Origin of the sequence: Allobosea sp. 47.2.35, assembly GCF_024655635.1 — a bacterium.
Classification (GTDB): Bacteria; Pseudomonadota; Alphaproteobacteria; order Rhizobiales; family Beijerinckiaceae; genus Allobosea.
Map to the genome: position 1 here is coordinate 62500 of NZ_JANLGI010000017.1, position 24590 is coordinate 87089.

20 protein-coding genes are annotated in these 24590 nt (G+C 66.9%); 15 read left to right on the forward strand and 5 right to left on the reverse strand.

Features of this window, described 5'->3' with window-relative positions:
• Positions 1-5 precede the first annotated feature (5 nt).
• Complete coding sequence (locus tag NUV79_RS19405) at positions 6-476, forward strand: Lrp/AsnC family transcriptional regulator (RefSeq protein WP_257734708.1); 471 nt, start codon at positions 6-8, stop codon at positions 474-476.
• A gap of 6 nt (positions 477-482) precedes the next feature.
• Here NUV79_RS19405 and NUV79_RS19410 read toward each other — a convergent pair whose 3' ends face one another.
• From NUV79_RS19410 to NUV79_RS19420, 3 genes are all read right to left on the reverse strand, one after another.
• Positions 483-1367 (reverse strand): PHB depolymerase family esterase, encoded by an 885-nt coding sequence (locus tag NUV79_RS19410; RefSeq protein WP_257734709.1) that lies wholly within the window; start codon positions 1365-1367, stop codon positions 483-485.
• Positions 1368-1379: 12 nt separating this feature from the next.
• Complete coding sequence (locus tag NUV79_RS19415; RefSeq protein WP_374679300.1) at positions 1380-2384, reverse strand: alpha/beta hydrolase; 1005 nt, start codon at positions 2382-2384, stop codon at positions 1380-1382.
• 134 nt (positions 2385-2518) lie between these two features.
• A complete protein-coding gene (locus NUV79_RS19420; RefSeq protein ID WP_257734711.1) occupies positions 2519-3670 on the reverse strand; it encodes an alpha/beta hydrolase in 1152 nt (383 codons plus the stop codon).
• A 132-nt stretch (positions 3671-3802) separates the two neighbouring features.
• Here NUV79_RS19420 and meaB point away from each other — a divergent pair, with 132 nt between their 5' ends.
• Together meaB and NUV79_RS19430 are read left to right on the forward strand one after the other, a co-directional pair.
• Positions 3803-4789, forward strand: coding sequence for a methylmalonyl Co-A mutase-associated GTPase MeaB (meaB, locus tag NUV79_RS19425; RefSeq protein WP_257734712.1), 987 nt, complete (start codon positions 3803-3805; stop codon positions 4787-4789).
• An 85-nt stretch (positions 4790-4874) separates the two neighbouring features.
• The gene (locus NUV79_RS19430) at positions 4875-6245 is read left to right on the forward strand and encodes a TIGR03808 family TAT-translocated repetitive protein (protein ID WP_257734713.1); all 1371 of its coding nucleotides are present in this window, start codon (positions 4875-4877) and stop codon (positions 6243-6245) included.
• Between the two features lie 7 nt (positions 6246-6252).
• Here the strand turns inward: NUV79_RS19430 and NUV79_RS19435 are convergent, their stop codons facing one another.
• A complete protein-coding gene (locus tag NUV79_RS19435) occupies positions 6253-7248 on the reverse strand; it encodes an asparaginase (protein ID WP_257734714.1) in 996 nt (331 codons plus the stop codon).
• 137 nt (positions 7249-7385) lie between these two features.
• Between NUV79_RS19435 and NUV79_RS19440 the strand changes: the two genes are divergently transcribed.
• The 5 genes from NUV79_RS19440 (at position 7386) to NUV79_RS19460 (ending at position 13742) form a co-directional block, all read left to right on the forward strand.
• Positions 7386-8210, forward strand: a complete 825-nt coding sequence (locus tag NUV79_RS19440) for an alpha/beta hydrolase (RefSeq protein WP_257734715.1) — start codon at positions 7386-7388, stop codon at positions 8208-8210.
• A 53-nt stretch (positions 8211-8263) separates the two neighbouring features.
• The gene (locus NUV79_RS19445) at positions 8264-8500 is read left to right on the forward strand and encodes an Lrp/AsnC ligand binding domain-containing protein (RefSeq protein WP_038361355.1); all 237 of its coding nucleotides are present in this window, start codon (positions 8264-8266) and stop codon (positions 8498-8500) included.
• A 229-nt stretch (positions 8501-8729) separates the two neighbouring features.
• The gene (locus NUV79_RS19450) at positions 8730-11030 is read left to right on the forward strand and encodes an NADP-dependent malic enzyme (RefSeq protein ID WP_257734716.1); all 2301 of its coding nucleotides are present in this window, start codon (positions 8730-8732) and stop codon (positions 11028-11030) included.
• A gap of 143 nt (positions 11031-11173) precedes the next feature.
• Entirely contained in the window at positions 11174-12772 is a 1599-nt protein-coding gene (locus NUV79_RS19455) for a peptide ABC transporter substrate-binding protein (RefSeq protein ID WP_257734717.1), read from the forward strand.
• A gap of 112 nt (positions 12773-12884) precedes the next feature.
• The gene (locus NUV79_RS19460) at positions 12885-13742 is read left to right on the forward strand and encodes a D-amino-acid transaminase (protein WP_257734718.1); all 858 of its coding nucleotides are present in this window, start codon (positions 12885-12887) and stop codon (positions 13740-13742) included.
• Positions 13743-13862: 120 nt separating this feature from the next.
• Here NUV79_RS19460 and guaD read toward each other — a convergent pair whose 3' ends face one another.
• Positions 13863-15188, reverse strand: a complete 1326-nt coding sequence (guaD, locus tag NUV79_RS19465; protein ID WP_257734719.1) for a guanine deaminase — start codon at positions 15186-15188, stop codon at positions 13863-13865.
• Positions 15189-15305: 117 nt separating this feature from the next.
• Here guaD and xdhA point away from each other — a divergent pair, with 117 nt between their 5' ends.
• Genes xdhA through NUV79_RS19500 form a run of 7 tightly spaced genes read left to right on the forward strand, consistent with a single transcriptional unit; the run spans position 15306 to position 24587 of the window.
• On the forward strand, positions 15306-16796 hold the full coding sequence (gene xdhA / locus NUV79_RS19470; RefSeq protein WP_257734720.1) for a xanthine dehydrogenase small subunit: 1491 nt from the start codon (positions 15306-15308) through the stop codon (positions 16794-16796).
• A complete protein-coding gene (gene xdhB, locus NUV79_RS19475; RefSeq protein WP_257734721.1) occupies positions 16789-19131 on the forward strand; it encodes a xanthine dehydrogenase molybdopterin binding subunit in 2343 nt (780 codons plus the stop codon). The genes xdhA and xdhB overlap by 8 nt, the downstream gene beginning before the upstream one ends.
• On the forward strand, positions 19128-19970 hold the full coding sequence (gene xdhC / locus NUV79_RS19480; RefSeq protein ID WP_257734722.1) for a xanthine dehydrogenase accessory protein XdhC: 843 nt from the start codon (positions 19128-19130) through the stop codon (positions 19968-19970). The genes xdhB and xdhC overlap by 4 nt, the downstream gene beginning before the upstream one ends.
• Positions 19954-21498 carry an ABC transporter ATP-binding protein gene (locus NUV79_RS19485; protein ID WP_257734723.1) on the forward strand — a complete coding sequence of 515 codons (1545 nt, stop codon included), beginning with the start codon at positions 19954-19956 and terminating at the stop codon, positions 21496-21498. The genes xdhC and NUV79_RS19485 overlap by 17 nt, the downstream gene beginning before the upstream one ends.
• Positions 21491-22555 (forward strand): ABC transporter permease, encoded by a 1065-nt coding sequence (locus tag NUV79_RS19490; protein WP_257734724.1) that lies wholly within the window; start codon positions 21491-21493, stop codon positions 22553-22555. Before NUV79_RS19485 ends, NUV79_RS19490 begins: the two co-directional genes overlap by 8 nt.
• Before the next feature lie 8 nt (positions 22556-22563).
• Positions 22564-23475, forward strand: coding sequence for an ABC transporter permease (locus tag NUV79_RS19495; protein WP_374679301.1), 912 nt, complete (start codon positions 22564-22566; stop codon positions 23473-23475).
• 32 nt (positions 23476-23507) lie between these two features.
• Positions 23508-24587, forward strand: coding sequence for a BMP family ABC transporter substrate-binding protein (locus NUV79_RS19500; protein WP_257734726.1), 1080 nt, complete (start codon positions 23508-23510; stop codon positions 24585-24587).
• The last annotated feature ends 3 nt before the right edge of the window (positions 24588-24590 follow it).

Below are 24590 nucleotides of genomic sequence, written 5' to 3' on the forward strand. Positions count from 1 at the left end.
CAGGGATGGAGCATATCGTGCTCGACAGCATCGACCGCCGGATTCTCGCCGTGCTGCGCGAGGACGGACGCATCACCAACCAGGACCTGTCGCAGCGAGTCGGGCTGTCGCCGACGCCGTGCCTCCGGCGCCTGAAGCGGTTGGAAGAAACCGGCGTCATCCAGGGCTATACGGCCGTCGTCGACCCCAAGGCCTATGGGCTGCCCTTCAGCGTCTTCGTCTCGGTGCGACTGACCCAGCAGAACCAGGAGCAGATCGCCGAATTCGAGAAAGCCGTAGAAAGCTGGAGCGAGGTCGCCGAATGCTACCTCATGACCGGCTCGCAGGATTACCTGCTGCGCGTCGTCACCGACGGCATCGAGGGCTATGAGCGCTTCCTGAAGCAGAAGGCGACGCGGCTGAAATGCATCCAGTCGGTCGAATCCAATTTCGCCCTGGCAACGATCAAGAAGCGCTCCGGCCTGCCGCCGATCTAGAAGGCTTCAGCGGGCGCCGAACAGCTCGGCCTCCGCAGCCTTGGCCATGCCGCCCTGCTGATGCCCCACGCCGGGCACCACGACCTCGCGCCAGCGGAGCGTCACGCCGAGACGGTGCGCCTCATCGCGAGCCGCGGCCATGAAATGCTCGCCGCGTGCGAAGCGGGTCGCGCCCTGCTCCTCGGCGCCACGGGATTTGTTGAGCTGGTGGTGATTAGGATCAATGTCCTGATCACCGAGCATGACCAGCATCGGCTTGGCGAGGGCGCGGGCCAGCGTGGCATCAGTGGCAGGCGTGCCCCTCAGCGAATAGGGATAGGCGCGCTCACCGGACAGAACCGGCAGCGTGTAGTAGCCGGCGTTCGCGACCGCCGCTGTCGCGATGCGAGCCTCCGGCATCAGCATGACCATGCGATGCACGAACTGCGCGCCGGCCGAGTGCCCGAAAATCGTGTAGCTGTCCCCCGCGACGCGACCGCTGGCGCGGGCAGCGTCGAACAACCTCTCGATCAGGCTGAAGGTCCATTTCGCCTTGTCGGCCGCGCCGCGCACCCCGCCCTGCTGGAAGCGGCGGCTCGGAAACTGATCCTTGTCGAAGCGCGGGGCCAGAACGAGGAAGCCGGCCCGGTCGGCTGCAGACTTCCAGGCATCGCGGGCGCCCTTCGCATTGCGGCCCATGCCGTGGACCGCGATCAGCAGCGGGCAAGGCTTGGCGGCACAAGCCGGCGGCGCATAGGTTGAAACTGCGACCGTCGCCGGCTGCAGATCAGTGTAGCTACCTTCGGCTGGTCCAGTCCCGACGAAAAGCGCCGACGTTTCGGCAGAAGCGGCGGAAGAGCCGAGGCCCAGCGCCAGCGCGACGACCACCGCTCCCTTGCCATGCCACTTCATTCCGCCACTCCTCTAGCCGCCGCGATCCATGGCGCGGCGCACGACCTGCGTGACCTCGCTGTTGGACAGGAAGAGATCGTGGCGCAGCATGCTCCAGCCCCGGCCGGAAGTGTCGGCGACGCGCACACCCAGCGCTTCCAGCCGTGAGCGATCCGCAGCACCAGCGCGCGCGACGCCGCCGGCGATGCGGGCGGAGACGGCCAACGCCCGGTCGCCGGGATCGATGATCACGGTCATGCGCTGGGCGAGCGGCCCGAGCTTCTTCACCGTCTGCTCGAAGGCGTCGATATCGACATCGGGCGAGGCCAGCACGACCGAACCGATCCGGGCGTAGATCTCCTGGGAATCGCGCAGCTCGCGCAGGCCTTCCAGCGTCAGGAAGGTTCCCATCGAATGGGCGACGATATGGATGCGGCCGACCGTCGGGTTGGCGACAAGCGCCTGCAGCGACTGGACGAAACCGTCGCGCGACCAGAGCGCGCTTTCCCGGTCGTAGGCGTAGTCGAACAGCTTGCCGCCGGAGGGCCAGGTGAACAGCGCCGTGCGGCCCTGGAACTCCAGCGAATGCGAGAGCTGGCCAGCGCTGCGGGCGGCCGTCTCGAAGGTCTCGTTGAAGCCGTGGATGTAGAGCAGGACATCGCGCCCGTTCACAGCGTCCGAGAAGGCGCGCGCCGCATCCCCCGATGTCTCGCGCGAAACACCGAGCACCGCCCAATCGCCGCTCACAGCGGAGGAGACCCGGCCCGAAATGCCGCGTCCGGGCGGCGACAATCTGACCTCGGCAAAGGTCAGCGGGCCGCGATCCGTGTTGAAATAGGGTGTGGCATTGCCGGTCGACCGGCGCGTCGTCATGACGAGCAGCCGCGGGTCCTTGCCGAGCGCCGAGGTGTCGGCGCGCTCGGGCTCGGAAAAGGGCGACACGCTCGCCTCACTCTGCGCGCAAGCCGCGAGGCCGAGCGGCAAGAACGCGGCGAGGGCCAGCGAACGGCATGAAAAGGCGCGCCTTGTAACGGGCATTGAGACAGGCATCCGGTCAGAATGTGAGGGGCCGAACTGGCAGCCGCACCTCTAAAGGCAGGGCAAGGCGGCCAGAATGGGGCAGGGCTGCCGCGGCCTGCACGCAGTTGCGCAGGCGTTGCATGGAAGCGACATCACTGCGCCGCGCCGGAGATGATCGTGATCGGCGCGGTAACAACAAGCCCGACGGTCGAGCCGACCGTGCCCATGACGCCGCCAGCGATATCGCCGACCCTGTCGCCGAATTGCGGCCCGGCGAAGCCGATGCCCTTGTCCTGCTGCAGCCTTTGGCCGATGAGCTGCACGACCTTCGGCGAGGACGCGAATTTCGCGTGGTTGAGGCTGTCGCCCGAGGAGACCTCGGACAGGTCGATCAGCTTCACGCCGAGCTTCTCCAGCTCCGCGATCGTTTCGGTGTCCTTGCTCGACACCGCGCCCAACCGCTTCTTGTCGCCGGCGAAGCGCCGCGAGAAATCGAGCGCCCGGTCGTCGGCCGAGACGAAAACCGTTATCGGCCGCCGGATTTCGCGCATCTGCGTCTTGAATACGTCGAGATCGACGTCGGGCGCCGCGAGCATGACGTCGCGCAGCTTGCCGCCGAAGGCGCCGTCGCCACGGATCGCGGCCTGCCGAAGCGTCTCCAGCGTCAGCAGCGTGCCCATGGAATGGGCGAGAATGTCCATCCGTGACGGACCGAGATCGCGGGCGATGGCGCGCAGGTTCGCTTCGAGGAAATCGCGGGAGTAGAAGGCGCTTTCGCGATCATAGGGATAGGCCAGCAATTGGCCGCGCGAGGGCCAGGTGAACAGCACCGGCACGCCCTTGAAGCCGGAATCATAGACGATCTGGGCGAAACGATAGACTGAATCGGCGAAATTGGTGTTGTAGCCGTGGACGAAGACCAGCACGTCGCGCTGGGAAGCCGGCCGCCGCGCCAATTCCTTGCGCACGTCGGAAACGACAGGAGCGAGGTCGAGCTTCTGGAGATTGGTCGCGGTGAAGTGCTTCGCGGGATCGCCCGGGCCTGAGTCGGGCAGCTCCAGGTTGCCGGACTTGTGGACGAGCGGCACGGTGATGTCGAGGCGGGCGAAGGAGAGCTTGGGCCCGCGCTCGCCGCTGAAATAGACCGGCTGCTCCGAGGCCTCGCGCGTCGTCGCGACATAAATCTGAACGGTCCCCGCGACGTCCGCCTTGGGGGTCTGGCTCAGTTCCAGCACGCGCGGCGTGCCGCAGGCCGCGAGCGCCAGCGGGAGGAACAGGGCCAACAGGAAAACACGAAGCCGCATCGCCACGCACATCATCGCCAAGTCGTCTCATTGCAACGGCGAATTCACAAGATGCGCGCATGACACAGTGATGAAGCAAGTGAAGCGCGCGGACGCCTTGTCGCCCGCTCCCGCGACTTGCTAACTGGGGGCATGGTCGACAGCAGCTCTCCAGCCGATCCGCTCGGCGACGCGATCCTCGCCGGCGAGCGCGCGGCTTTGGCGCGTGCGATCACCTTGGCTGAATCGCGCCGCGCCGACCATCGCGAGCGGGCGCAGACCCTGATCCAGCGGCTGCTCCCGCATACCGGCCGCGCCATCCGGGTCGGGATCACCGGCGTGCCCGGCGTCGGCAAATCGACCACCATCGACGCTCTGGGCACCTATCTGACGGAAAAAGGCCACAAGGTCGCGGTGCTCGCCGTCGACCCGTCCTCGACCCGCACCGGCGGCTCGATCCTCGGCGACAAGACGCGGATGGCCCGGCTCGCGATCGATCCGAACGCCTATATCCGCCCCTCGCCGTCCTCGGGCACACTCGGCGGCGTTGCCGCCAAAACGCGCGAGACGATGCTGCTCTGCGAGGCCGCCGGCTTTGACGTGATCCTGGTCGAGACGGTCGGCGTCGGCCAATCCGAGACCGCCGTCGCCGATCTCACCGATTTCTTCCTCGTGCTGATGCTGCCCAATGCCGGCGACGAATTGCAGGGTATCAAGAAGGGCATCATCGAGCTCGCCGACATGATCGCGGTCAACAAGGCCGACGGTGACGGCGCGACGCCTGCCCGCGCGGCGGCGGCCCAGTACAAGGCTGCCCTGCATATCCTGGCGCCGGCCTCGCCGCTGTGGAGCACACCGGTCGTGACGATCTCGGGATTGACCGGACTCGGGCTCGATGGGCTGTGGTCGAAGATCGAGGCGCATCGCGCTCGCTTCGAAGCCAAGGGCCTGATCGCCGAGAAGCGCCGCAAGCAGGACGTGAAATGGATGTGGGCGATGGTGCAGGATCGGCTGCAGGCCAGGCTCCGGCATGACCCCGCCCTGAAGGCCCGGACACCGGAGCTTGAAGCCGCCGTCGCAGCAGGCCGCCTGCCCCCGACATCCGCGGCGGACGAGATCGCGCGGGCGCTGGGGTTGTAGCGATCGCGCCGCGCGCCATGGTCTCAGATCGGCACAGCCGAAGCTGGCACAGCGCTTGATCCGCGCCAGCCGAACAGGAGCTTCCATGGTGCTTTCCCGACGCAGCGTGCTGGCGATGGGCCTTTTCGGCACGGCCTCTGCCGTTCTGCCCGCCTCTGCACAGTCGCGCGGCACGGCTGCGGGTCCACTCGGCCATCTCGGGCTGGATGCCGGCCAGTTGGGGCTGCGGCCCGGCGTAACCGAGGATCAGTCGCGGCAACTTCAGGCCGTCCTGAAGCAGGCCACGGCGCGTGGAGCGCCACTCCTGCTGCCGCCCGGCCGCTACCGGGTCGGTGGTGTGGCCCTCCCCGAGAATGCACGGATCATCGGCGTACCCGGCGAAACGCATCTCGTCACAGCCAATGGCCAGCCCCTGCTGATCGCCCGCAATCTCGGCCGGGCCGAACTCACCGGCCTGGGCTTCGACGGGCTCGACATTCCCTCGGCCCAGCGCAGCGGGTTGCTGACGGCGGAGAATGTCGGCGAACTCACGATTTCCGGCTGTGCCTTCGTCAAGGCCGGCTCGGTTGGATTGACGCTCGACCGCTGCGGCGGGCGCGTCACGGCGAACCGCTTCGGCGACATGCGGGATGCCGCCCTGTTCGCCATCGATTCGAAGGGCCTCACCGTCGAGCAGAACCGGGTCGAGGATTGCGGCAATAACGGCATCCAGGTCTGGCGCAGTCAGGTGGGCGACGACGGATCGATCGTGCGCGGCAACCATGTCATGCGCATCCGCACCGATGGCGGCGGCAGCGGGCAGAACGGCAACGGCATCAGCGTCTTCCGTGCCGGCGGCGTCATCATCGAGGGCAACCAGTTGCGCGACTGCGCGCTGAGCTTCATCCGCAACAATTCCGGCTCGGGCGTTCAGATCCTCGGCAATCAGGGGCGGCGCTGCGGCGAGGTCGCTCTCTACAGCGAATTCGCCTTCGAAGGCGCCATCATCGCCAACAACCATGTCGAGGACTGCGCGTCGGGCGCCTCCATGACCAATCTCGACCAGGGCGGGCGCATGGCGGTCTGCGCCAACAACATCATCCGCCGGGCGACACGCAAGGCCGTGCCCTACGGCAAGGACCCGGTCGGCGGCTATGGCATCCATGTCGAGGCGGAAGCGGCGGTGACCGGCAATGTCATCGAGGATGCCAGCGATATCGGCATCGCGCTCGGATGGTCCTGGGGCATGCGCAATCTTGCCGCTACCGGCAATGTCATCCGCAAGACCGGGATCGGCGTCTCAGTCTCGCTGGTGCCGAAGGAGCGTAACGCGCTGATCGCCAACAACGTCATCGCCGAGGCCCGCGACGGCGCCGTGATCGGCACCGAATACGGGAAACCCGTCACCGGCGACCTGACGAAGGCCCCCGACAGCAGGGCCTCCGGGATCGTGGTCGCGAACAACGCGGTGCGTTGAACCCGGATCAGGCCGGCGCGCGGATGCGCCCGACCTCGATGCCATTCCAGTTCTTCAGCACGGTTTCGCGCAGCGGCGCGAAGGCCGCCTGCGTGGCGTCGTCCATCGGCAGGAAGCGCGCAATCAGGGCACCGAGAGCGATCTCGGCGGCGCGGCCGGCGCCGTCATCGCATTTCAGGGCGATGCCGTAGCCAAGCTCCGGCAGCGCGGCGCAATAGACGCCTTCGGCCCCGGTCTTGGTGAAGGCGCGCTCACCCAGCAGATCCATCAGGCGGGTGTCGTAACGGCCCGTGCCGGCGACCATGAAGGGATGGGCCGCCGCCGCCGCGCGAATACGCGCCGCCGCCTTCGCCCGCTCCGGCCCGAAGCCGCGGCCGGTGCCGAAGCGGGCGAAGCCCAGCGCCAGCGCCGAAAGCGGTACGGCATAGGACGGGATCGAGCAGCCATCGATGCCCATGCGGTCGACACTGTGCGCGGCGCCGGTCACCGCCTCCAGCGCGCCGCGCACGGCCTGCTGTACCGGGTGGCCCGCCGTCACATAGCCCTTCGGATCTTCGTCCATGTTGCAGGACAGGCAGACGAAGCCGGCATGCTTGCCGGAGCAGTTGTTGTTGAGGGCGCTGGGCTCGGCGCCCGATTTCGCCAGGGCGCGGGAAACCAGCTCGTTCGACGGCCAATGCGCGCCGCATTCGAGGCAGCCGGCATCGCGGCCGGCCTTGCGCAGCATCCCGAGCGAGGTCTCGGCATGGAGCGGCTCGCCGGAATGCGAGGAAACGGCGAGCGCGATCTCGGCCGCGGTCAGCCCGTAGCGGTCGGCGGCGCCGCTCTCGATCAGCGGCAGGCCCTGGATCGCCTTGACGGCCGAGCGCGGGAAGACCGGGCGCTCGACATCGCCGACGGAGAACACCACGCCGCCATCGGCATCGACGACGATCGCCGCGCCGCGATGGCGCGATTCGACGACATTGCCGCGCGTGACCTCGGCGAGAACAGGGTTTTCCATGGCGACCTCCATTGCCCATTGCGATGGGCTTGCCGCCTTTTGGCGCCGGAGCAGGGTCCTGTCAAAAGCGCTGGCGCGAAGCGCGCCGGGCTGCCACGGTGCGGCCCAAGACCCAGCCCTTCAGCGATGGAAGACCGATGTCGCCGGACTACGAGAGTGAATACAACAACCGCGCCCGCGTGCCGGAACATCCGGGAATCATCGCCGGCTGGCAGGCCGATGCCGCCGCCTATCGCAGCGAGGCGCTATGCGAGCTCGATGTCTCCTATGGCGAGGGCGAGCGGCAAGCCTATGACCTGTTCAAGCCCGAGACGATCCGCGGCAACGCGCTGGTGATGTTCATCCATGGCGGCTACTGGCAGGCGCTCGACCGCAGCTATTTCTCCCATATGGCGCGCGGGCTGAACCGGCTCGGCCTGCCGGTCGCGGTCGTCGGCTACGATCTCTGCCCGCAGGTCCATCTCGGCCATATCGTCTGGGAGTTGCAGCAGGCGGCAGCGGCACTGTGGCGTCGCTTCGGCCTGCCGGTCGTCGCGTCCGGCCATTCCGCCGGCGGCCATCTCAGCGCCTGCACGCTCGCGACCGACTGGAAGAATGTCGATCCCGACCTGCCGGACCAGCTCGTGCCGGCCGCTTACGGCATCTCCGGACTCTACAATCTGAAGCCCCTGACCGAGACCAGCATCAACAAGGCGCTGAATCTCGATATGGCGGCGGCGGAGCTGGAAAGCCCACTGTTCTGGCCAGCCCCCTCACGATTGACGATGGATGCCGTGGTCGGCGGCGCCGAGAGCGACGAGTATCACAGGCAGAGCCGCCGGCTCGTCGACGTCTGGGGGCTGGAAGGCGTGACGACGCGCTACGAGGAGGTCCCCGGCGCCAACCATTTCACCGTGATCGCCGGGCTGACAGACCCGGAGAACGCGATGACACGACGGATCGCCGCGCTCGCCGGCGCTTGATCTTTCCACGCCAGGGATTCTATCCAGACCGCATCAGAGTTTCGGAGCGCGCGATGCAGACCTTCTTCGTCGAGATCAAATGCAAGCTCGGCAAGACCTACGAGGTCGCCAGCGAACTGGCCGATCGCGAGATAGCCTCCGAGATCTACTCGACCGCCGGCAACTACGACATCCTGGCCAAGTTCCACGTCGCGGCCGATGTCGATATCGGTCATTTCGTCGCGCAGAAGGTGCAGTCGATCCCCGAGATCGCCGACACCCATACGATCATCACCTTCAAGGCGTTCTGACCCGACAAGGCCCGCTCTTCAGGGCGAATTTCCGAATCGGATGAATCGCTTGGAAGCGCCGGCTGCGACGGCGCTTCAGGCTCTTCACAGACTGATTCAATTTCAATCGGTTGAGCGAGAATACGACTCCCATCGCACCAGGTGCTTTGCGGATTAGGGGCATTCCAAGGCTTGACGCCGCCGCGTTTCCGCGCGACCTCCCTTGCTCCGGATGCTGGGGTCGCCACCGATGAAAAGCACGCTCTCCACCGATCTGCGCTCGGGCGCGCTCGTCTATCACCGCCAGCCCCGGCCCGGTAAGCTCGAGATCCAGGCGACCAAGCCGCTCGGCAACCAGCGCGACCTCGCGCTCGCCTATTCCCCCGGCGTCGCGGCCGCCTGCGAGGCGATCGTCGACGATCCCTCCGAGGCGGCCGAGCTGACCTCGCGCCAGAACCTCGTCGCCGTCATCACCAATGGCACGGCCGTGCTCGGCCTCGGCGATATCGGCCCGCTGGCGTCGAAACCGGTGATGGAGGGCAAGGCGGTCCTCTTCAAGAAATTCGCCGGGATCGACTGCTTCGACATCGAGGTCGAGCAGAAGAACATCGAGAAATTCGTCGAGGTCGTCGCCGCGCTGGAGCCGACTTTCGGCGGCATCAACCTCGAGGACATCAAGGGTCCGGAGTGCTTCGAGATCGAGGAGCAGCTCAAGGCCCGGATGAAGATCCCGGTCTTCCATGACGACCAGCACGGCACGGCGATCATCGTCGGCGCCGCCGTCCTGAACGGGCTCGACCTCGCGGGCAAGAAGATCGCCGACGTCAAGATCGTCGTCTCCGGTGCGGGCGCAGCTGCACTCGCCTGCACCAATCTGCTGGTCGAACTCGGCGCCAGTCGCCAGAACATCTGGGTCACCGATATCGACGGCGTGGTCTACAAGGGCCGCAACACGCTGATGGACCGCTGGAAGGAGGTCTATGCGCAGGAGACCGATGCGCGGACGCTCAGCGATGTCATCGGCGGCGCCGACATCTTCCTCGGCCTCTCCGCAGCGGGCGTGCTCAAGCCCGAGATGGCCAAGCAGATGGCACAGAGGCCGCTGATCCTGGCGCTTGCCAATCCCAACCCCGAGATCACGCCGGAGGACGCGCTCGCCGTGCGCCCCGACGCGATGATCTGCACCGGTCGCTCGGACTATCCGAACCAGGTCAACAACGTCCTCTGCTTCCCCTATATCTTCCGCGGCGCGCTCGACGTGCAGGCGACGACGATCAACGAGGCCATGAAGCTCGCCGCCGTGCGCGCCATCGCCTCGCTCGCCCGCGAGGCGACCTCCGACATTGCGGCCCGCGCCTATGGCGGCGAGGCCTCGACCTTCGGCGCGAACTCGCTGATCCCGAACCCGTTCGATCCGCGCCTGATCATGCGCATCGCCCCAGCCGTCGCCGAGGCCGCGATGGTGACAGGCGTCGCCCGCAAGCCGCTGGTCGACATCGAGGCCTATCGCGAGCAGCTCTCGCGCTTCGTCTTCCGCTCCGGCTTCCTGATGAAGCCGCTGTTCCAGAAGGCCAAGGCCGACCCGAAGCGCGTCATCTACGCCGAGGGCGAGGACGAGCGCGTGCTGCGCGCCGCCCAGGTCGCGCTGGAGGAAGGGCTTGCGATCCCGATCCTGATCGGCCGTCCGAGCGTGATCGAGACGCGCATCCAGCGCTTCGGCCTGACGCTCAAGCCCGGCGTCGATTTCGAGGTGGTCAACCCCGAGGATGACCCGCGCTACCGCGACTACGTCCAGAGCTATCTCGACATCGCCGGCCGGCGCGGCATCACGCCGGAAGCCGCCCGCGCGCTGGTGCGCACCAACAACACCGTGATCGCAGCGCTCGCCGTCGCCCGCGGCGAGGCGGATGCGATGATCTCCGGCCTCGAAGGCCGGTTCATGTCGCGGCTGCGGCATATCAAGGACATCATCGGCATGGCGCCGGGCGTGTGCGACATCGCGGCGATGACGCTGATCATCACCAACAAGGGCGCCTTCTTCCTGTCGGACACCCATGTGAAGCACGATCCGACGGCGGAAGAGATCGCCGACATGACCGTGCTCGCGGCTGATCATGTCCAGCGCTTCGGCATCGACCCGAAGATCGCCCTGCTCTCGCACTCGGATTTCGGCGCGGCCGACACGCCCTCCTCGCTCAAGATGCGCAAGGCGCTGAAGCTGATCCGCGAGCGGGCACCGCACCTCGAATGCGACGGCGAGATGGAGGCCGATACCGCTCTCGTCCCGCTGATCCGCGAGCGCGTCCTGCCCTCCTCGACGCTGAAGGACGTAGCGAACATCCTGATCTTCCCCAATCTCGACGCCGCCAATATCTCCTACCAGTTCGCCAAGGTGATGGCCGACGCGCTCCCCGTCGGCCCGATCCTGATCGGCACGGCGAAGCCCGCGCATATCCTCACCGGCTCGGTGACGGCGCGCGGCGTGGTCAACATGACCGCCGTCGCGGTGGTCGAGGCGCAGGAAAGCGCGGCCGCGGCCGCCAGCAAGTGAGCCTGTAGCCAGCTCCTGACAATCGAGGCGCGAAAACCACGGCCCTGCCGTCGTTTTCGCGCTTGGCAGACTCAACGCGACAGGGTCTACTTCCCTTCAAGTCGGGCATCGCTCGCAACGACGCCCGGCTGAGGGAGGTTGCCATGCTCGACGTCACGCGCCGCCACGCCCCCTTGGCCTTCGCCGCCATCCTGGCCGCGACACGCGCTGCTGCTGCCCAGGGCCGCATCGTCTTCCATCGCGGCAATGACGGCGACCCCGAGACGCTCGATCCGCACAAGACCTCGACCGTCGCGGAAGCCCATCTGCTGCGCGACCTGCGCGAGGGCCTCGTCATCCACGATATGAAGGGCGAGGTCGCACCCGGCGTCGCCGAGAGCTGGACGATGAGCCCGGACGGCAGGAGCTGGCGTTTCAAGCTGCGCGGCAATGCGAAATGGTCGAATGGCGACCCGGTCAGGGCGTCGGATTTCGTCTATTCCTTCCGGCGCATCGTCAATCCCGAGACCGGCGCGAAATACGCCAACCTGCTCTTCCCGATCCGCAATGCCGAGGCGATCCACAAGGCGGCCGCCGGCTCCTCGCTCGAAACGCTCGGCGTCAGCGCGCCGGACGAAGGCACGCTGGAGATCGTGCTGGAGCGGCCAACGCCTTATCTCCTCGAACTGCTGACCCATCAGAGCGCCCTACCCGTCCACGCGGCCAGCGCAGCCAAGGCGGCGCAGGAGCCTGGGCGGCCGGAGAACTGGATCACAAACGGCCCCTATATGCTCCGGGAGTTCGCGCCGAATTCGCATATCCGGCTGGACCGCAACCCGCATTTCCATGCAGCCGCCGATGTGAAGATCGATACCGTGATCTTCTATCCGGCCTCCGATCTCGCCGCGGCGGCGCGGCGCTTCCAGACCGGCGAGCTGCACCTGACGACGGATATTCCTGCCGACCAGTTCAAGAGCCTGAAGGAGAAGCTTGGCGATCAGGTCCGGATCGGCCCCTATCTCGCGACCTATTTCCTGATCATCAACAGCGCCAAGCCGCCCTTCGACGACGAGCGCGTCAGGCGAGCGCTCTCTCTCCAGATCGATCGCGAATTCATCGCCGATCGGATCTGGGGCGGCACGATGCTGCCGGCCTACGGCGTGATCCCCCCGCATATCGGCAATTATGGCGAGCGCGCCGAGCTCGATTTCCGTCATGCCTCGGTGCTCGAGCGCGAGGACGAGGCCAGGCGCCTGCTCGCCTCGGCCGGCTTCGGCAGCGTGCCGCTTCAGGTCGAGTTCCGCTTCAACACCACCGACAACAACCGCCGCACCGCTGAGGCGATAGCGGAGCAGTGGCGCGCCATCGGTGTCGAGACCCGCTTCGTCGAGACCGATTTCCGCACACATTTCGCCTATCTGCGCGATGGCGGCGATTTCGACGTCGCCCGCTACGGCTGGATCGGCGACTATTCCGACCCGCAGAACTTCCTGTTCCTGTTCGAGAGCGACAATGCCGGCTTCAACATCGGCAAGTACCGGAACCCGCAATTCGACGCGCTGATGAAGCTCGCGGCCGAGGAGCTCGACATCGCCCGGCGCGCCGCGATCCTGCGGGAAGCCGACAGCATCGTCATCCGCGAGGAGCCCTGGATTCCGGTGCTGCACTACTCGACCAAGAACCTGGTCTCGCCGAAGCTCGTCGGTTTCGAGCAGAACCTGCGCGGCGCGATCCCGACGCGGTTCCTGAGCCTGAAGGCCTGAGCGCCGGCCCTGCATCAGACGCCGGGCCGTTTCCACGCCTTGAGGCTCGCAAGCGGAGCCAAGCTTCGCTAGGAAGGTCCGGCGTTCCCTTCCAATCAGCGAGTCCGCATCGATGAGCCGCATCGTCTACGTCAATGGCGCCTATCTTCCCGAGGAAGAGGCCAAGATCTCCGTTTTCGACCGCGGCTTCATTTTCGGCGACGGCATCTACGAGGTTTCGGCCGTGATCGGCGGCAAGCTGGTCGATTGCGAGGCGCATCTCACCCGGCTCGAGCGCTCCTGCGGCGAAATCCGGCTCGCCCTGCCCTGGTCGAAGGCCGAGCTCGTCGCGATCCATGAAGAGCTGATCAAGCGCAACGCTCTCGACGAAGGCGGCATCTACCTGCAGGTCTCGCGCGGCGCGGCCGATCGCGACTTCCCCTTCCCGAAGGATGTCGCGCCCACGCTGGTGATGTTCACCCAAGCCCGCAATTTCGTGAACGCGCCGAGCGCGAAGACCGGCATCAAGGTGGTCTCGACGCCCGACCTGCGCTGGGCCCGCCGCGACATCAAGAGCGTCAACCTGCTCGCCCCGGTGCTCGCAAAGCAGTTCGCGCTGGAAAGCGGCGCCCAGGAAGCCTGGCTCATCGAGGATGGCGTAGTGACCGAGGGCGCCTCCTCCACCGCCTGGATCGTCAAGGGCAAGACGCTGATCTCGCGCCCGCTCTCCAACAAGGTGCTGCCGGGCATCACCCGCAAGGCCGTGCTCGCCTATCTCGCGGAATCAGGCTTCAGCTTCGAGGAGCGCGAGTTCACGCTGGAAGAGGCCCTCGATGCCGAGGAGGCCTTCATCACCTCCGCCACCAGCCTCGTCATGCCGGTGACCACGATCGACGGCCACACGATCCATAACGGCGCGCCCGGCCCGACCGCGCTGCGCCTGCGCGAAATCTATATCGACTACGCTCGCAAGGGCGGCGTGCTGGGCTGAGCATTCGGCTCGTTCAACGGCGTCATGCTCGCCCTTGTGGCGAGCATCCACGTCTTGAACACCGCGTTGCAAAAACGAAGACGCGGATGGTCGGGACAAGCCCGACCGTGACGGATGGCGCTAAGCGCCACCCGAGAACGCCGCCCCGGCGGCTAATTCCCCCATCACATAGGTCGCGGCGACATTGCGCTCGTCGCCCAACGTGACGAGCACGAAGAGCTCTTCCACCAGATCGCGCACCGTCTCCATGCGATGCGCCATCGCCCGCGTCGCGGCCGTATCGAGCACGACGACATCCGCCTCGCGGCCGGGCTCGAAGCTGCCGATCAGGTGATCGAGGCCGAGCGCCACGGCATTGCCGCGCGTGATCGCATGCAGGGCGCCCAAAGCCGACAGGCTTTGCCCTTGAAGCTGCAGCACCTTATAGGCCTCGGCCATAGTCCGGAGCATCGAATAGGAGGTGCCGCCGCCGATATCGGTGGCGACCGCGACCTTCACCCCGCGCTGCTGAGCATGGGCCCAGTCGAACAGCCCTGAGCCGAGGAACAGGTTCGAGGTCGGGCAGAACACGGCGACCGCGCCGATCTCGGCAAATGCCTGCCATTCGTTATGGGTCATGTGGATGCAATGGCCCATCAAGCTCTTCGGCCCGAGCAGGCCATAACCCCGATAGATGTCGGCATAGTCAGTCGCCTGCGGGTAAAGCTCGCGAGCGAAGGCTATCTCGGCCCGGTTCTCGTCGATATGGGTCTGGACATGGCAATCCGGGTGCTCGGCCGCCAGCCTTCCCGCCGCCGCCATCTGCTCCGGCGTCGAGGTGATCGCGAAGCGCGGCGTGATCGCGTAGAGCTGCCGGCCCTTGCCGTGCCAACGGGCGATCAGCGCCTTCGAATCGCGATAGCTGCTCTCGGCCGTGTCGGTCAGCGCCTCCGGCGCGTTGCGGTCCATCATCACCTTGCCGGCGATCATGCGCGTGTTGCGGCGCTCCGACTCAGTGAAGAACGCTTCGGCCGACTGTGGATGGACCGAGCAGTAGACCGCCGCCGTGGTCGTGCCATTGGCCAGCAATTCATCAAGGAAGAAGCGCGAGAGCTTCTCGGCATGGCCCTGCTGCGCCAGCTTCTGCTCCTCGACGAAGGTGTATTTGTTCAGCCACTCCATGAGCTGAGCGCCGTAGGAGGCGACGACCTGCGTCTGCGGCATGTGGATATGGGCGTCGATGAAGCCCGGCATGATCAGATGCGGGCGGTGGTCGACGATTTCGGCATCCGCCGGCAGCGTCCGCAGCAAGTCCCGCGCCTCACCCGCCGCCTTGACCAGCCCGTTCTCGATGACGAGCAGCCCGTCATCGATGAAGCGATGCGCGGCCTCGCCTGCCGTCTCCGGGTCATCGACGAACCAGAGCAGGCGGCCGCGTAGCGCGCGCAAGACGGTTGGTGCAGTCACGTCGGGCAGCTCCGGCACAATTCCACATCACATCTGCACCAAATCGAAGCTTCCGGCCAAGCGCAGATCATGCCTAATCTGGAGGCATGAATTGGCTTTGCGAATGGGGCGGGCAGGATGCGTGAGAGCTTGCGCTTCCTGCTCGGCGACAAGCTGGTCGAGATCGACCGCTGCGACCCGACTTTGACGGTGCTCGACTGGCTGCGCCTCGACCAGCGCATGACCGGCACCAAGGAAGGCTGCGCCGAGGGCGATTGCGGCGCCTGCACCGTCGTCGTCGGCCGGCTCGATCGAGGCCGGATGCGCTACGAGGCGATCAATGCCTGCATCCGCTTCCTGCCGACGCTGGACGGCTGCCAGCTCCTCACTGTCGAGCATCTGAAGGGCGCGGATGGCGCCCTGCACCCGGTCCAGCAGGCGATGGTCGAGTGTCATGGCTCGCAATGCGGCTTCTGCACGCCGGGATTCGTGATGTCGCTGCTGGCGCTGCGGCTGAACGAAGCCGAGCCGGGCATCGGCCGCATCGAGGATGCGCTTGCCGGCAATCTCTGCCGCTGCACCGGATACGAGCCGATCATCGCCGCCGGCCGCCGCATGGACGAGATCGCGCCGCGCGAGGCCGATCGGTTCCTGCTGGAGCGGGAGGCTGTCACAACGAGGCTTGCAGCGTTGAACGATCACGAGACACTGGTTCTGCAGGGCGATGGCGGGCGCTTCTGCGCTCCCGCGACCGTCGAAGCGCTGGCCGCACTCGTCGCCGTGCATCCTCAGGCGACGCTGGTCGCAGGCGCGACCGATGTCGGGCTCTGGGTCACCAAGGCGATGAGACACCTCGATCCCGTGATCTATCTCGGGCGGGTCGAGGCCCTGCGCGCGATCACCGACGAAGGCAATCATCTGCGCTTCGGTGCGATGGCTGGTCATATCGACGTCCGCACGGCGCTGGCCGAACTATCCCCGCAGCTCGACGAGCTAATGCGCCGCTTCGGCGGCGAGCAGGTGCGCAATGCCGGCACGATCGGCGGCAACATCGCCAACGGCTCGCCGATCGGCGACCTGCCGCCCGCTCTGATCGCGCTCGATGCAACACTCGTGCTGGCAAGACGCGCCGAGACGGGGATCGCGCGCAGGAGCATCCCGCTTGAAAGCTTCTTCATCGAGTACCGCAAGCAGGACCGGCGCCCAGGCGAATTCGCCGAGGCCGTGCTGGTGCCGAAGCTGGCGCAGGGCATGCTGTTCCACGCCTCCAAGGTCTCGAAGCGCTTCGACGAGGATATCTCCGCCGTCTGCGGCGCCTTCCGGCTGACGCTCGGCAGCGACGGGCGCATCAGCGAGGCTCGCCTCGCCTATGGCGGCATGGCCGGCATCCCGAAACGAGCGGCGGCAGCCGAAGCTGCGCTCGTCGGTCAACGCTGGAACGAAACGGCCGTCGCTGCCGCCGTCGCTGCCCTCTCACAGGATTTCACCCCGCTCGACGATATGCGCGCCTCGGCGCATTATCGGCTCAAGATCGCCGGCAACCTGCTGCGCCGCTTCCTGATCGAGACGACGCAAGCTCAGACGCAGACGCGGGTCGCCGGCCTGCTGGCGGAGGCCGTCCATGGCTGACGCACGTCGCAAGCTCGACATCAGACTGGAGAGCGGCCCGGTCGGCAGCTCCCGCATCCACGATTCCGCGCCCAAGCATGTCGCGGGCGAAGCTCTCTATATCGACGACATCGCCGCGCCCGAGGGGCTGCTGCACGCTTATCTCGGCACGAGCACGATCGCTCATGGCCGGCTGCTCTCGCTCGATCTCGATGCCGTGCGCGCCGCGCCGGGCGTCGTCGCCGTGCTGACGGCGGCGGATGTCCCCGGCGCGAACGACATCTCCTCGACGCATCTGCATGACGAGCCGGTCTTTGCGACCGATGCCGTCCTGTTCCACGGCCAGCCGCTCTTTGCGGTGGTCGCCGAAACGCGCGAGCAGGCGCGCCATGCCGCGGCGCTGGCGAAGGCGGACTATGCCGAGGATGCGCCGCTGATCGATATCGCTGCCGCCCGCGAGGCCGGCGGCAGGCTCGTCACCGCGCCGCTCAAGCTGGAGCGCGGTGACATTACGGCCACCATGACCGCGAGTCCGCGCCGGCTGAAGGGTGTGATGGCGATCGGGGGCCAGGAGCATTTCTACCTGGAAAGCCAGATCGCGCTCGCCATCCCCGGCGAGGACGATGACATGGCCGTGCTGGTCTCGACCCAGCATCCGAGCGAGGTTCAGCATATGGTCGCGGCCGTGCTCGGCATCGGTTCGCATGCGGTCACCGTCGAGGTCCGGCGCATGGGTGGCGGCTTCGGCGGCAAGGAGACCCAGGCCAATCTCTTCGCCTGCGTCGCGGCCATCGCGGCCCGGAAACTGAAGCGGCCGGTCAAGCTGCGGCCCGACCGCGACGACGACATGGCGATCACGGGAAAACGCCACGATTTCGTCTGCGATTACGAGATCGGCTTCGACGATGAGGGCCGCATCCATGCGCTCGATGCCGTTTATGCGGCGCGCTGCGGCTGGAACGCCGACCTGTCGGGACCGGTGACCGACCGCGCCCTGTTTCACATGGACAATTGCTATTTCTACCCGGCGGTGCGCGCCCGCTCGGAGCCGCTCTTCACCAACACCTGCTCGAACACCGCCTTCCGTGGCTTCGGCGGGCCACAAGGCATGGTCGGGGCCGAGCGCTTCATCGAGGAGGTCGCCTATGCGACCGGGCTCGATCCGCTGGAGGTGCGCCGGCGCAATCTCTATGGCGGCACAGGCCGGGACGTGACTCCCTATCACCAGACGGTCGAGGACAATATCGCGGGCGAAGTGATCGCCGAACTGGAACGGCGCTGCGACTACCAGGCCCGCAAGGCCGCGATCCGCGAGACCAACAAGACCAGCCCCATCGTCAAGCGCGGTATCGCGCTGACACCGGTGAAGTTCGGCATCTCCTTCACCGCGACCTGGTTCAACCAGGCGGGCGCGCTGGTGCATGTCTATACCGACGGCACGGTCGCATTGAACCATGGCGGCACCGAGATGGGACAAGGACTCTACATCAAGGTCGCGCAAGTGGTGGCGCATGCCTTCGGTATCGGGCTCGATCAGGTGAAGATCACCGCGACGACCACCGGCAAGGTGCCGAACACCTCGGCCACCGCCGCCTCCTCCGGCTCCGATCTCAACGGCATGGCGGCTCTCGATGCCTGCGATACCATCAAGAAGCGATTGTCGGAGTTCGCGGCGAAGCACTGGCAGGTCGAAGCGGACGAGATCGCCTTCCTGCCGGGCCGCGTGAAAATCGGCACCCGCGAGATCGGCTTCAAGGAGTTGATCGCAGCGGCCTATATGGCGCGCGTCCAGCTTTCGGCGACAGGCTTCTATGCCACGCCGAAAATCCATTGGGATCGCAAGGCCGGGCGCGGCCATCCGTTCTATTATTTCGCCTATGGCGCGGCGGCGGCCGAGGTTGCGATCGATACGTTGACCGGCGAATACAAGGTCGAGCGTGTCGATATCCTGCATGATTGCGGGCAGTCGCTGAACCCGGCGATCGACAAGGGCCAGATCGAGGGCGGCTTCGTGCAAGGCATGGGATGGCTGACGACGGAGGAATTGGTCTGGGACAGGAAGGGCCGGCTCTGGACCCATGCGCCGTCCACTTACAAGATTCCCGTCGCCTCCGACCGGCCCCGCATCTTCAATGTGCATCTGCTGGAGAATGCGCCCAACCGCGAGCCGACGATCCACCGCTCCAAGGCCGTCGGCGAGCCGCCCTTGATGCTGGCGATCTCGGTGCTGCATGCGCTGTCGGATGCGGTGGCGAGCGTCGGCGATCACGGCATCTGCCCACGCCTCGATGCGCCCGCGACGCCGGAGCGCGTGCTGGATGCGGTCGAGCGGGTCAGGGCGGAGGCGGCATCATGACCCTCGCCGCCTTCCTGCTAGCCCATCAGCGCGACGGCATCGTTCTCGTCCAGATTGACACAGCGGAAGGCTCGACGCCGCGCGAGGCCGGGGCCTGCATGGCTGTCAGCCCGAACGCCATCGCGGGAACCATCGGCGGCGGGCAGCTCGAATTCCACTGCATCGACCTCGCCCGGCACATGCTCAGCGAAGGAGCCGGGGACCAGTTGCTCGATATACCGCTCGGGCCCCAGATGGGCCAATGTTGCGGCGGGCGGGTGCGCGTCTTGCTCAAGCGCTGTTCTGTCTCAGAAGCAGCATTGATGGCGGCGCGCGAGAAGGCTGAAGCCGCGGCGCGGCCGCCGGTTCTGATCTTCGGGGCTGGCCATACCGGCCGGGCGCTGGCGCAGGCTCTGGCGCCCCTGCCCTTCTCGGTTTCGCTGATCGACGACCGCGACGACGTCATGAATGGGCTGCCGGCGGCGGTCACCTGCATCCGCATGGCCGATCCCGTCGATGCGATCGCGAGCGCGCCGGCGAAAGCCACCTTCGTCGTGCTCTCCCACAGCCATGCGCTCGACTACCGATTGGCCGAGGCGGCGCTGGCCCGCGGCGATGCGGCTTATGTCGGCATGATCGGCTCGGCCACGAAGCGCGCCCGCTTCGAATCCGGCTTCCTGCGCAGCGGCGGGCGGCGCGAGACGCTGGCGCGCCTGACCTGTCCGATCGGCGGTTCGGATGTGGACGACAAGCGCCCTGAGGTAATCGCGGCCTTGACGGCAGCCGAGCTGGTGCGTTGCTTGCTTGGCCGCTCGGAGCCGGCGAAAGGGAGACATTCGCGACATGAATCAGCCGCGTGAGCAGAAGGTGCCGCCGCGGCTGGCGCTCGCCCATGTCTCGAAGAACTTTCCCGGTGTCAAAGCCAATGAAGACATCAGCCTGAGCGTCCAGCCCGGCGAAATCCACGCCCTGCTCGGCGAGAACGGCGCCGGCAAGTCGACGCTGGTCAAGATCATCTACGGCGTCCAGCAGGCCGACGAAGGCACCATCTCCTGGAATGGCTCGCCCGTTGCGATCCCCTCGCCCAAGGCAGCGCGCAAGCTCGGCATCGGCATGGTCTTCCAGCATTTCTCGCTGTTCGACGCGATGACGGTGATCGAGAACATCGCGCTCGGGCTCGACGAGGCGGTCGACCGCGAGGAGCTCAAGAGCCAGGTCGCCGCGATCCTGCAATCCTATTCGCTGCCGCTCGACCCGGAGCGCGAGGTGCATACGCTCTCGGTCGGCGAGCGCCAGCGCATCGAGATCGTGCGCTGCCTGCTGCAGAAGCCGAAGCTGCTGATCATGGACGAGCCGACCTCGGTGCTGACGCCGCAGGAGGTCGAGCGCCTGTTCGCGACGCTGCGCCAGATCGCTGCGGAAGGCTGCTCGATCCTCTACATCTCGCACAAGCTGCACGAGATCAAAGCGCTCTGCGACAGCGCCACGATCCTGCGCAGCGGGCGCGTCGTCGCGACCTGCGACCCCAAGGTCGAGACCACCAAGCGCATGGCCGAGCTGATGATCGGAGCCGAACTGCGCAAGATCGAGCATGGCAAGACGGCGGGAGCCGGCGCGGTGCGGCTGGAGGTCAAGGGCCTGTCGCTGCCAGGCGAGCCGCCTTTCGGCACCGATCTGGAGAGCGTTTCCTTCGAGGCGCGGGCCGGCGAGATCCTCGGCATCGCCGGTGTCGCCGGCAACGGCCAAGCGGAACTCCTGACCGCGCTCTCGGGCGAACAGCTCGCAGCCGGCGCGGAAGCGATCCGGCTCGACGGCAAGGCGGTCGGCCTGGAAGGCGCGGGCGCGCGCCGGGTGCTTGGCCTCGCCTGCGTCCCGGAGGAGCGCAACGGCCATGCCGCCGTGCCGGATTTCTCGCTGGCCGACAATGGCGTCCTGACGGCGCGCCATCGCCTGCCGCTGGCGCCGCATGGCTTCATCAGCCGCGGCAGCGTGAAGCGCTTCGCCGATAGCGTGATCAAGCTCTTCGACGTCCGCACCACCGGCAACGCGGCACTGGCCCGCTCGCTCTCGGGCGGCAATCTGCAGAAGTTCATCATGGGCCGCGAGATCGGCCAGCAGCCGGCCGTGCTCGTGGTCTCGCAACCGACCTGGGGCGTCGATGCCGGTGCGGCCGCCGCGATCCGGCAGGAGCTCGTCGACCTCGCCGCCAAGGGCTCGGCCGTGGTGGTGATTTCGCAGGACCTCGACGAATTGCTGGAGTTGGCCGATCGACTCTGCGTCATCAACGAGGGCCGGCTCTCGGCGCCGCGTCCGGTCGCGAGCCTCGGCATCGACGAGATCGGCCTGATGATGGGCGGCGTCCATGGCGCGGAGGCAGCCCATGCTTGAATGGCGCCGCCGCCGCGAGCCGAGCACGCTCATGCTGCTATCGAGCCCGCTGATCGCGATCGGGCTGACCATGCTGATCGGCATGATCGTCTTCACCGCCATGGGCTATGACGGCTTCCACGCGGTCGAGAGCATCTTCCTGACGCCGTTCCTGGAGCCGCAGCGCTGGGGCGATATCGGCGTCAAGGGCGCGCCGCTGATCATGATCGCGCTGGGTCTGGCCATCGGCTTTCGCGCCAATGTCTGGAACATCGGCGCCGAGGGGCAGTATGTCATGGGCGCGATCGCCGGCACCGGCGTCGCCCTCCTGACCTATGACATGACGGGATGGTGGATCCTGCCCGCCATGGTGCTGGCCGGCATCCTCGGCGGCATGGCCTGGGCCGCGATCCCCGCCTTCCTGCGCGTCAAATTGCAGGTCAGCGAAATCCTGACCAGCCTGATGCTCACCTATGTCGCGGTGCAGTTCCTGTATTTCCTCGTGCGCGGCCCCTGGAAGGACCCGGGCGGCTTCAATTTCCCGCAGACGCGGATGTTCACCGCCGACCAGACCCTCCCGACGGTGCTGGAAGGGACGCTCGTCCATCTCGGCATCCCCGCCGCGCTGGTGCTTGCCGTCATCGCCTGGCTGCTGATGGAAAAGACCACCGCGGGCTATGCGATCAAGGTCGTCGGCCTCGCGCCGGCGGCTGCCCGCCATGGCGGCTTCAGCGCCGCGCGCACGACCTGGGCGACCATGCTGATCAGCGGCGCGCTCGCCGGGCTCGCCGGGCTGTTCGAGGCGGCCGGCCCGTTCGGGCAGCTCACGCCGCAATTCCCCGTCGGCTACGGCTTCACCGCGATCATCGTCGCCTTCCTCGGCCGGCTGAAACCGCTCGGCATCGTCTTCGGCGGCATCGTGCTGGCGGGAACCTATGTCGGCGGCGAGATCGCGCAATCGACCGTCAGGCTGCCGCAGGCCGCGACCGGCCTGTTCCAGGCGACGCTGCTGTTCATGCTGCTCGCCACCGACGTGCTGGTGCGCTGGCGGATCGCCTTCAAGCGGAGGCCGGCATGACCTCCACCATGCTCGCGTCCATCCTGATGACGCTGATCGCGGCTTCGACGCCGCTGCTGCTGGCCGCTCTGGGAGAACTCGTCGCCGAGAAGGCCGGCGTGCTCAATCTCGGCGTCGAGGGCATGATGCTGTGCGGCGCGGTCGCGGGCTTCGCCGTCGCCTTCTCGACCGGCAGCACCGGGATCGGCCTCGTCGCGGCGATGGCCGCCGGCATCGCAGCTTCGATGGTCTTCGCCGCGCTCGCGCTCTCGCTCACCGCCAATCAGGTCGCGACCGGGCTCGCGCTGACGATCTTCGGCATCGGCGCCTCGTCGCTGATCGGTGCGGGTTTCGTCGGGCGCACAATCACGCGGCTCCAGCCGGTGTTTCCGGCAGCGCTGTCGGAGCATCCGATCCTGCGCGTGGTCTTCGGCCACGACATCCTCGTCTATCTCTCGCTCGCACTTGTCGCGGGCGTCAGCTGGTTCCTGCGCCGGACGCGGCCGGGGCTTATCCTGCGCGCGGTCGGTGAGAACGATGCCTCGGCCCACGCGATCGGCTATCCCGTCGTCGCCATCCGCTACGCCGCGGTTGCCTTCGGCGGTGCGCTGGCGGGGCTCGGCGGCGCCTATTTCTCGCTGGCGCTGACCCCGATGTGGGCGGACCGCCTGACCGCCGGCCGTGGCTGGATCGCGCTCGCCCTCGTCGTCTTCTCGGCCTGGAAGCCGGGGCGGCTGCTGCTCGGGGCTTATCTCTTCGGCGCCGTGATGACGCTCGAATTGCAGCTCAAGGCGGCCGGCGTCACCTGGCTCGCGCCGGAGGTCCTGGCGATGGCCCCCTACCTTGCGACGATTGCAGTTCTGACCATGATGTCGCTAGGACGGAAGACCGGCCGGCTCGACGCGCCCGCCTGCCTCGGCAAACCCTTCTCGGCGTCCTGACGCCGCAACTCACAACGGGGAGTTCTCAGCACATGACCAGCATCATCACCCGCCGCAGGCTGACCTTCGGCGCGGCCGCCGCCTCCACCCTGCCGATCCTCGGCCGGGGCGCCTCGGCGCAGGCTCCGCTCGGCATCGGCTTCGTCTATGTCGGCCCGATCGGCGACCATGGCTGGACCTGGACCCATGACCAGGGCCGCCTTGCGCTGGAGAAGGAATACGGCGCCAAGATCAAGACGAGCTTCATCGAGAACGTCGCCGAGGGGCCCGATGCGCAGCGTGCCATCCGCCAGCTCGCCCAGGCCGGCAATCAGCTGATCTTCACCACCTCCTTCGGCTTCATGAACCCGACGATTCAGGTCGCCAAGCAGTTCCCGAAGATCAAGTTCGAGCATGCGACCGGCTATCAGCGCGCCGAAAACGTCGCGACCTACAACGCGCGCTTCTATGAGGGGCGCGCCGTGATCGGCACCATCGCCGGGCACATGTCCAAGTCGGGTCAGGCCGGCTATGTCGCCTCCTTCCCGATCCCGGAAGTGGTGATGGGCATCAACGCCTTCCACATCGCCGCGCGGAAGGTGAACCCGAATTTCAAGACCCGCGTCGTCTGGGCTTCGACCTGGTACGACCCGGCCAAGGAAGCCGACGCCGCCAAGGCGCTGATCGACCAGGGCGCCGACGTCATCACGCAGCACACCGACTCCGCCGCCCCGCTCCAGGCGGCAGAGCAGCGCGGCATCTTCGCCTTCGGCCAGGCCTCGGACATGAGGGCCTTCGCGCCCAAGGCCCATCTCTCGGCGATCGTCGACGACTGGTCCGGCTACTACATCAAGCGCGTCAAGGAGGTCATGGACGGCAGCTGGAAATCGGGCGACGTCTGGGGCGGCATCAAGGACGGCTTCGTCAAGCTCGCGCCCTTCAATGATGCCGTCACGCCGGCAGCGCGCGCTGCCGCGGACGAAGTCACCAAGGGCATCGTCGCCGGCACGCTCCATCCTTTCACGGGCGAGCTCAAGGACCAGAAGGGCGTGGTGCGCCTGAAGGCCGGCGAGAAGGCGAGCGACGAAATGCTCTCGAAGATGGACTGGTACGTGGACGGCATCCAGGCCTGACCC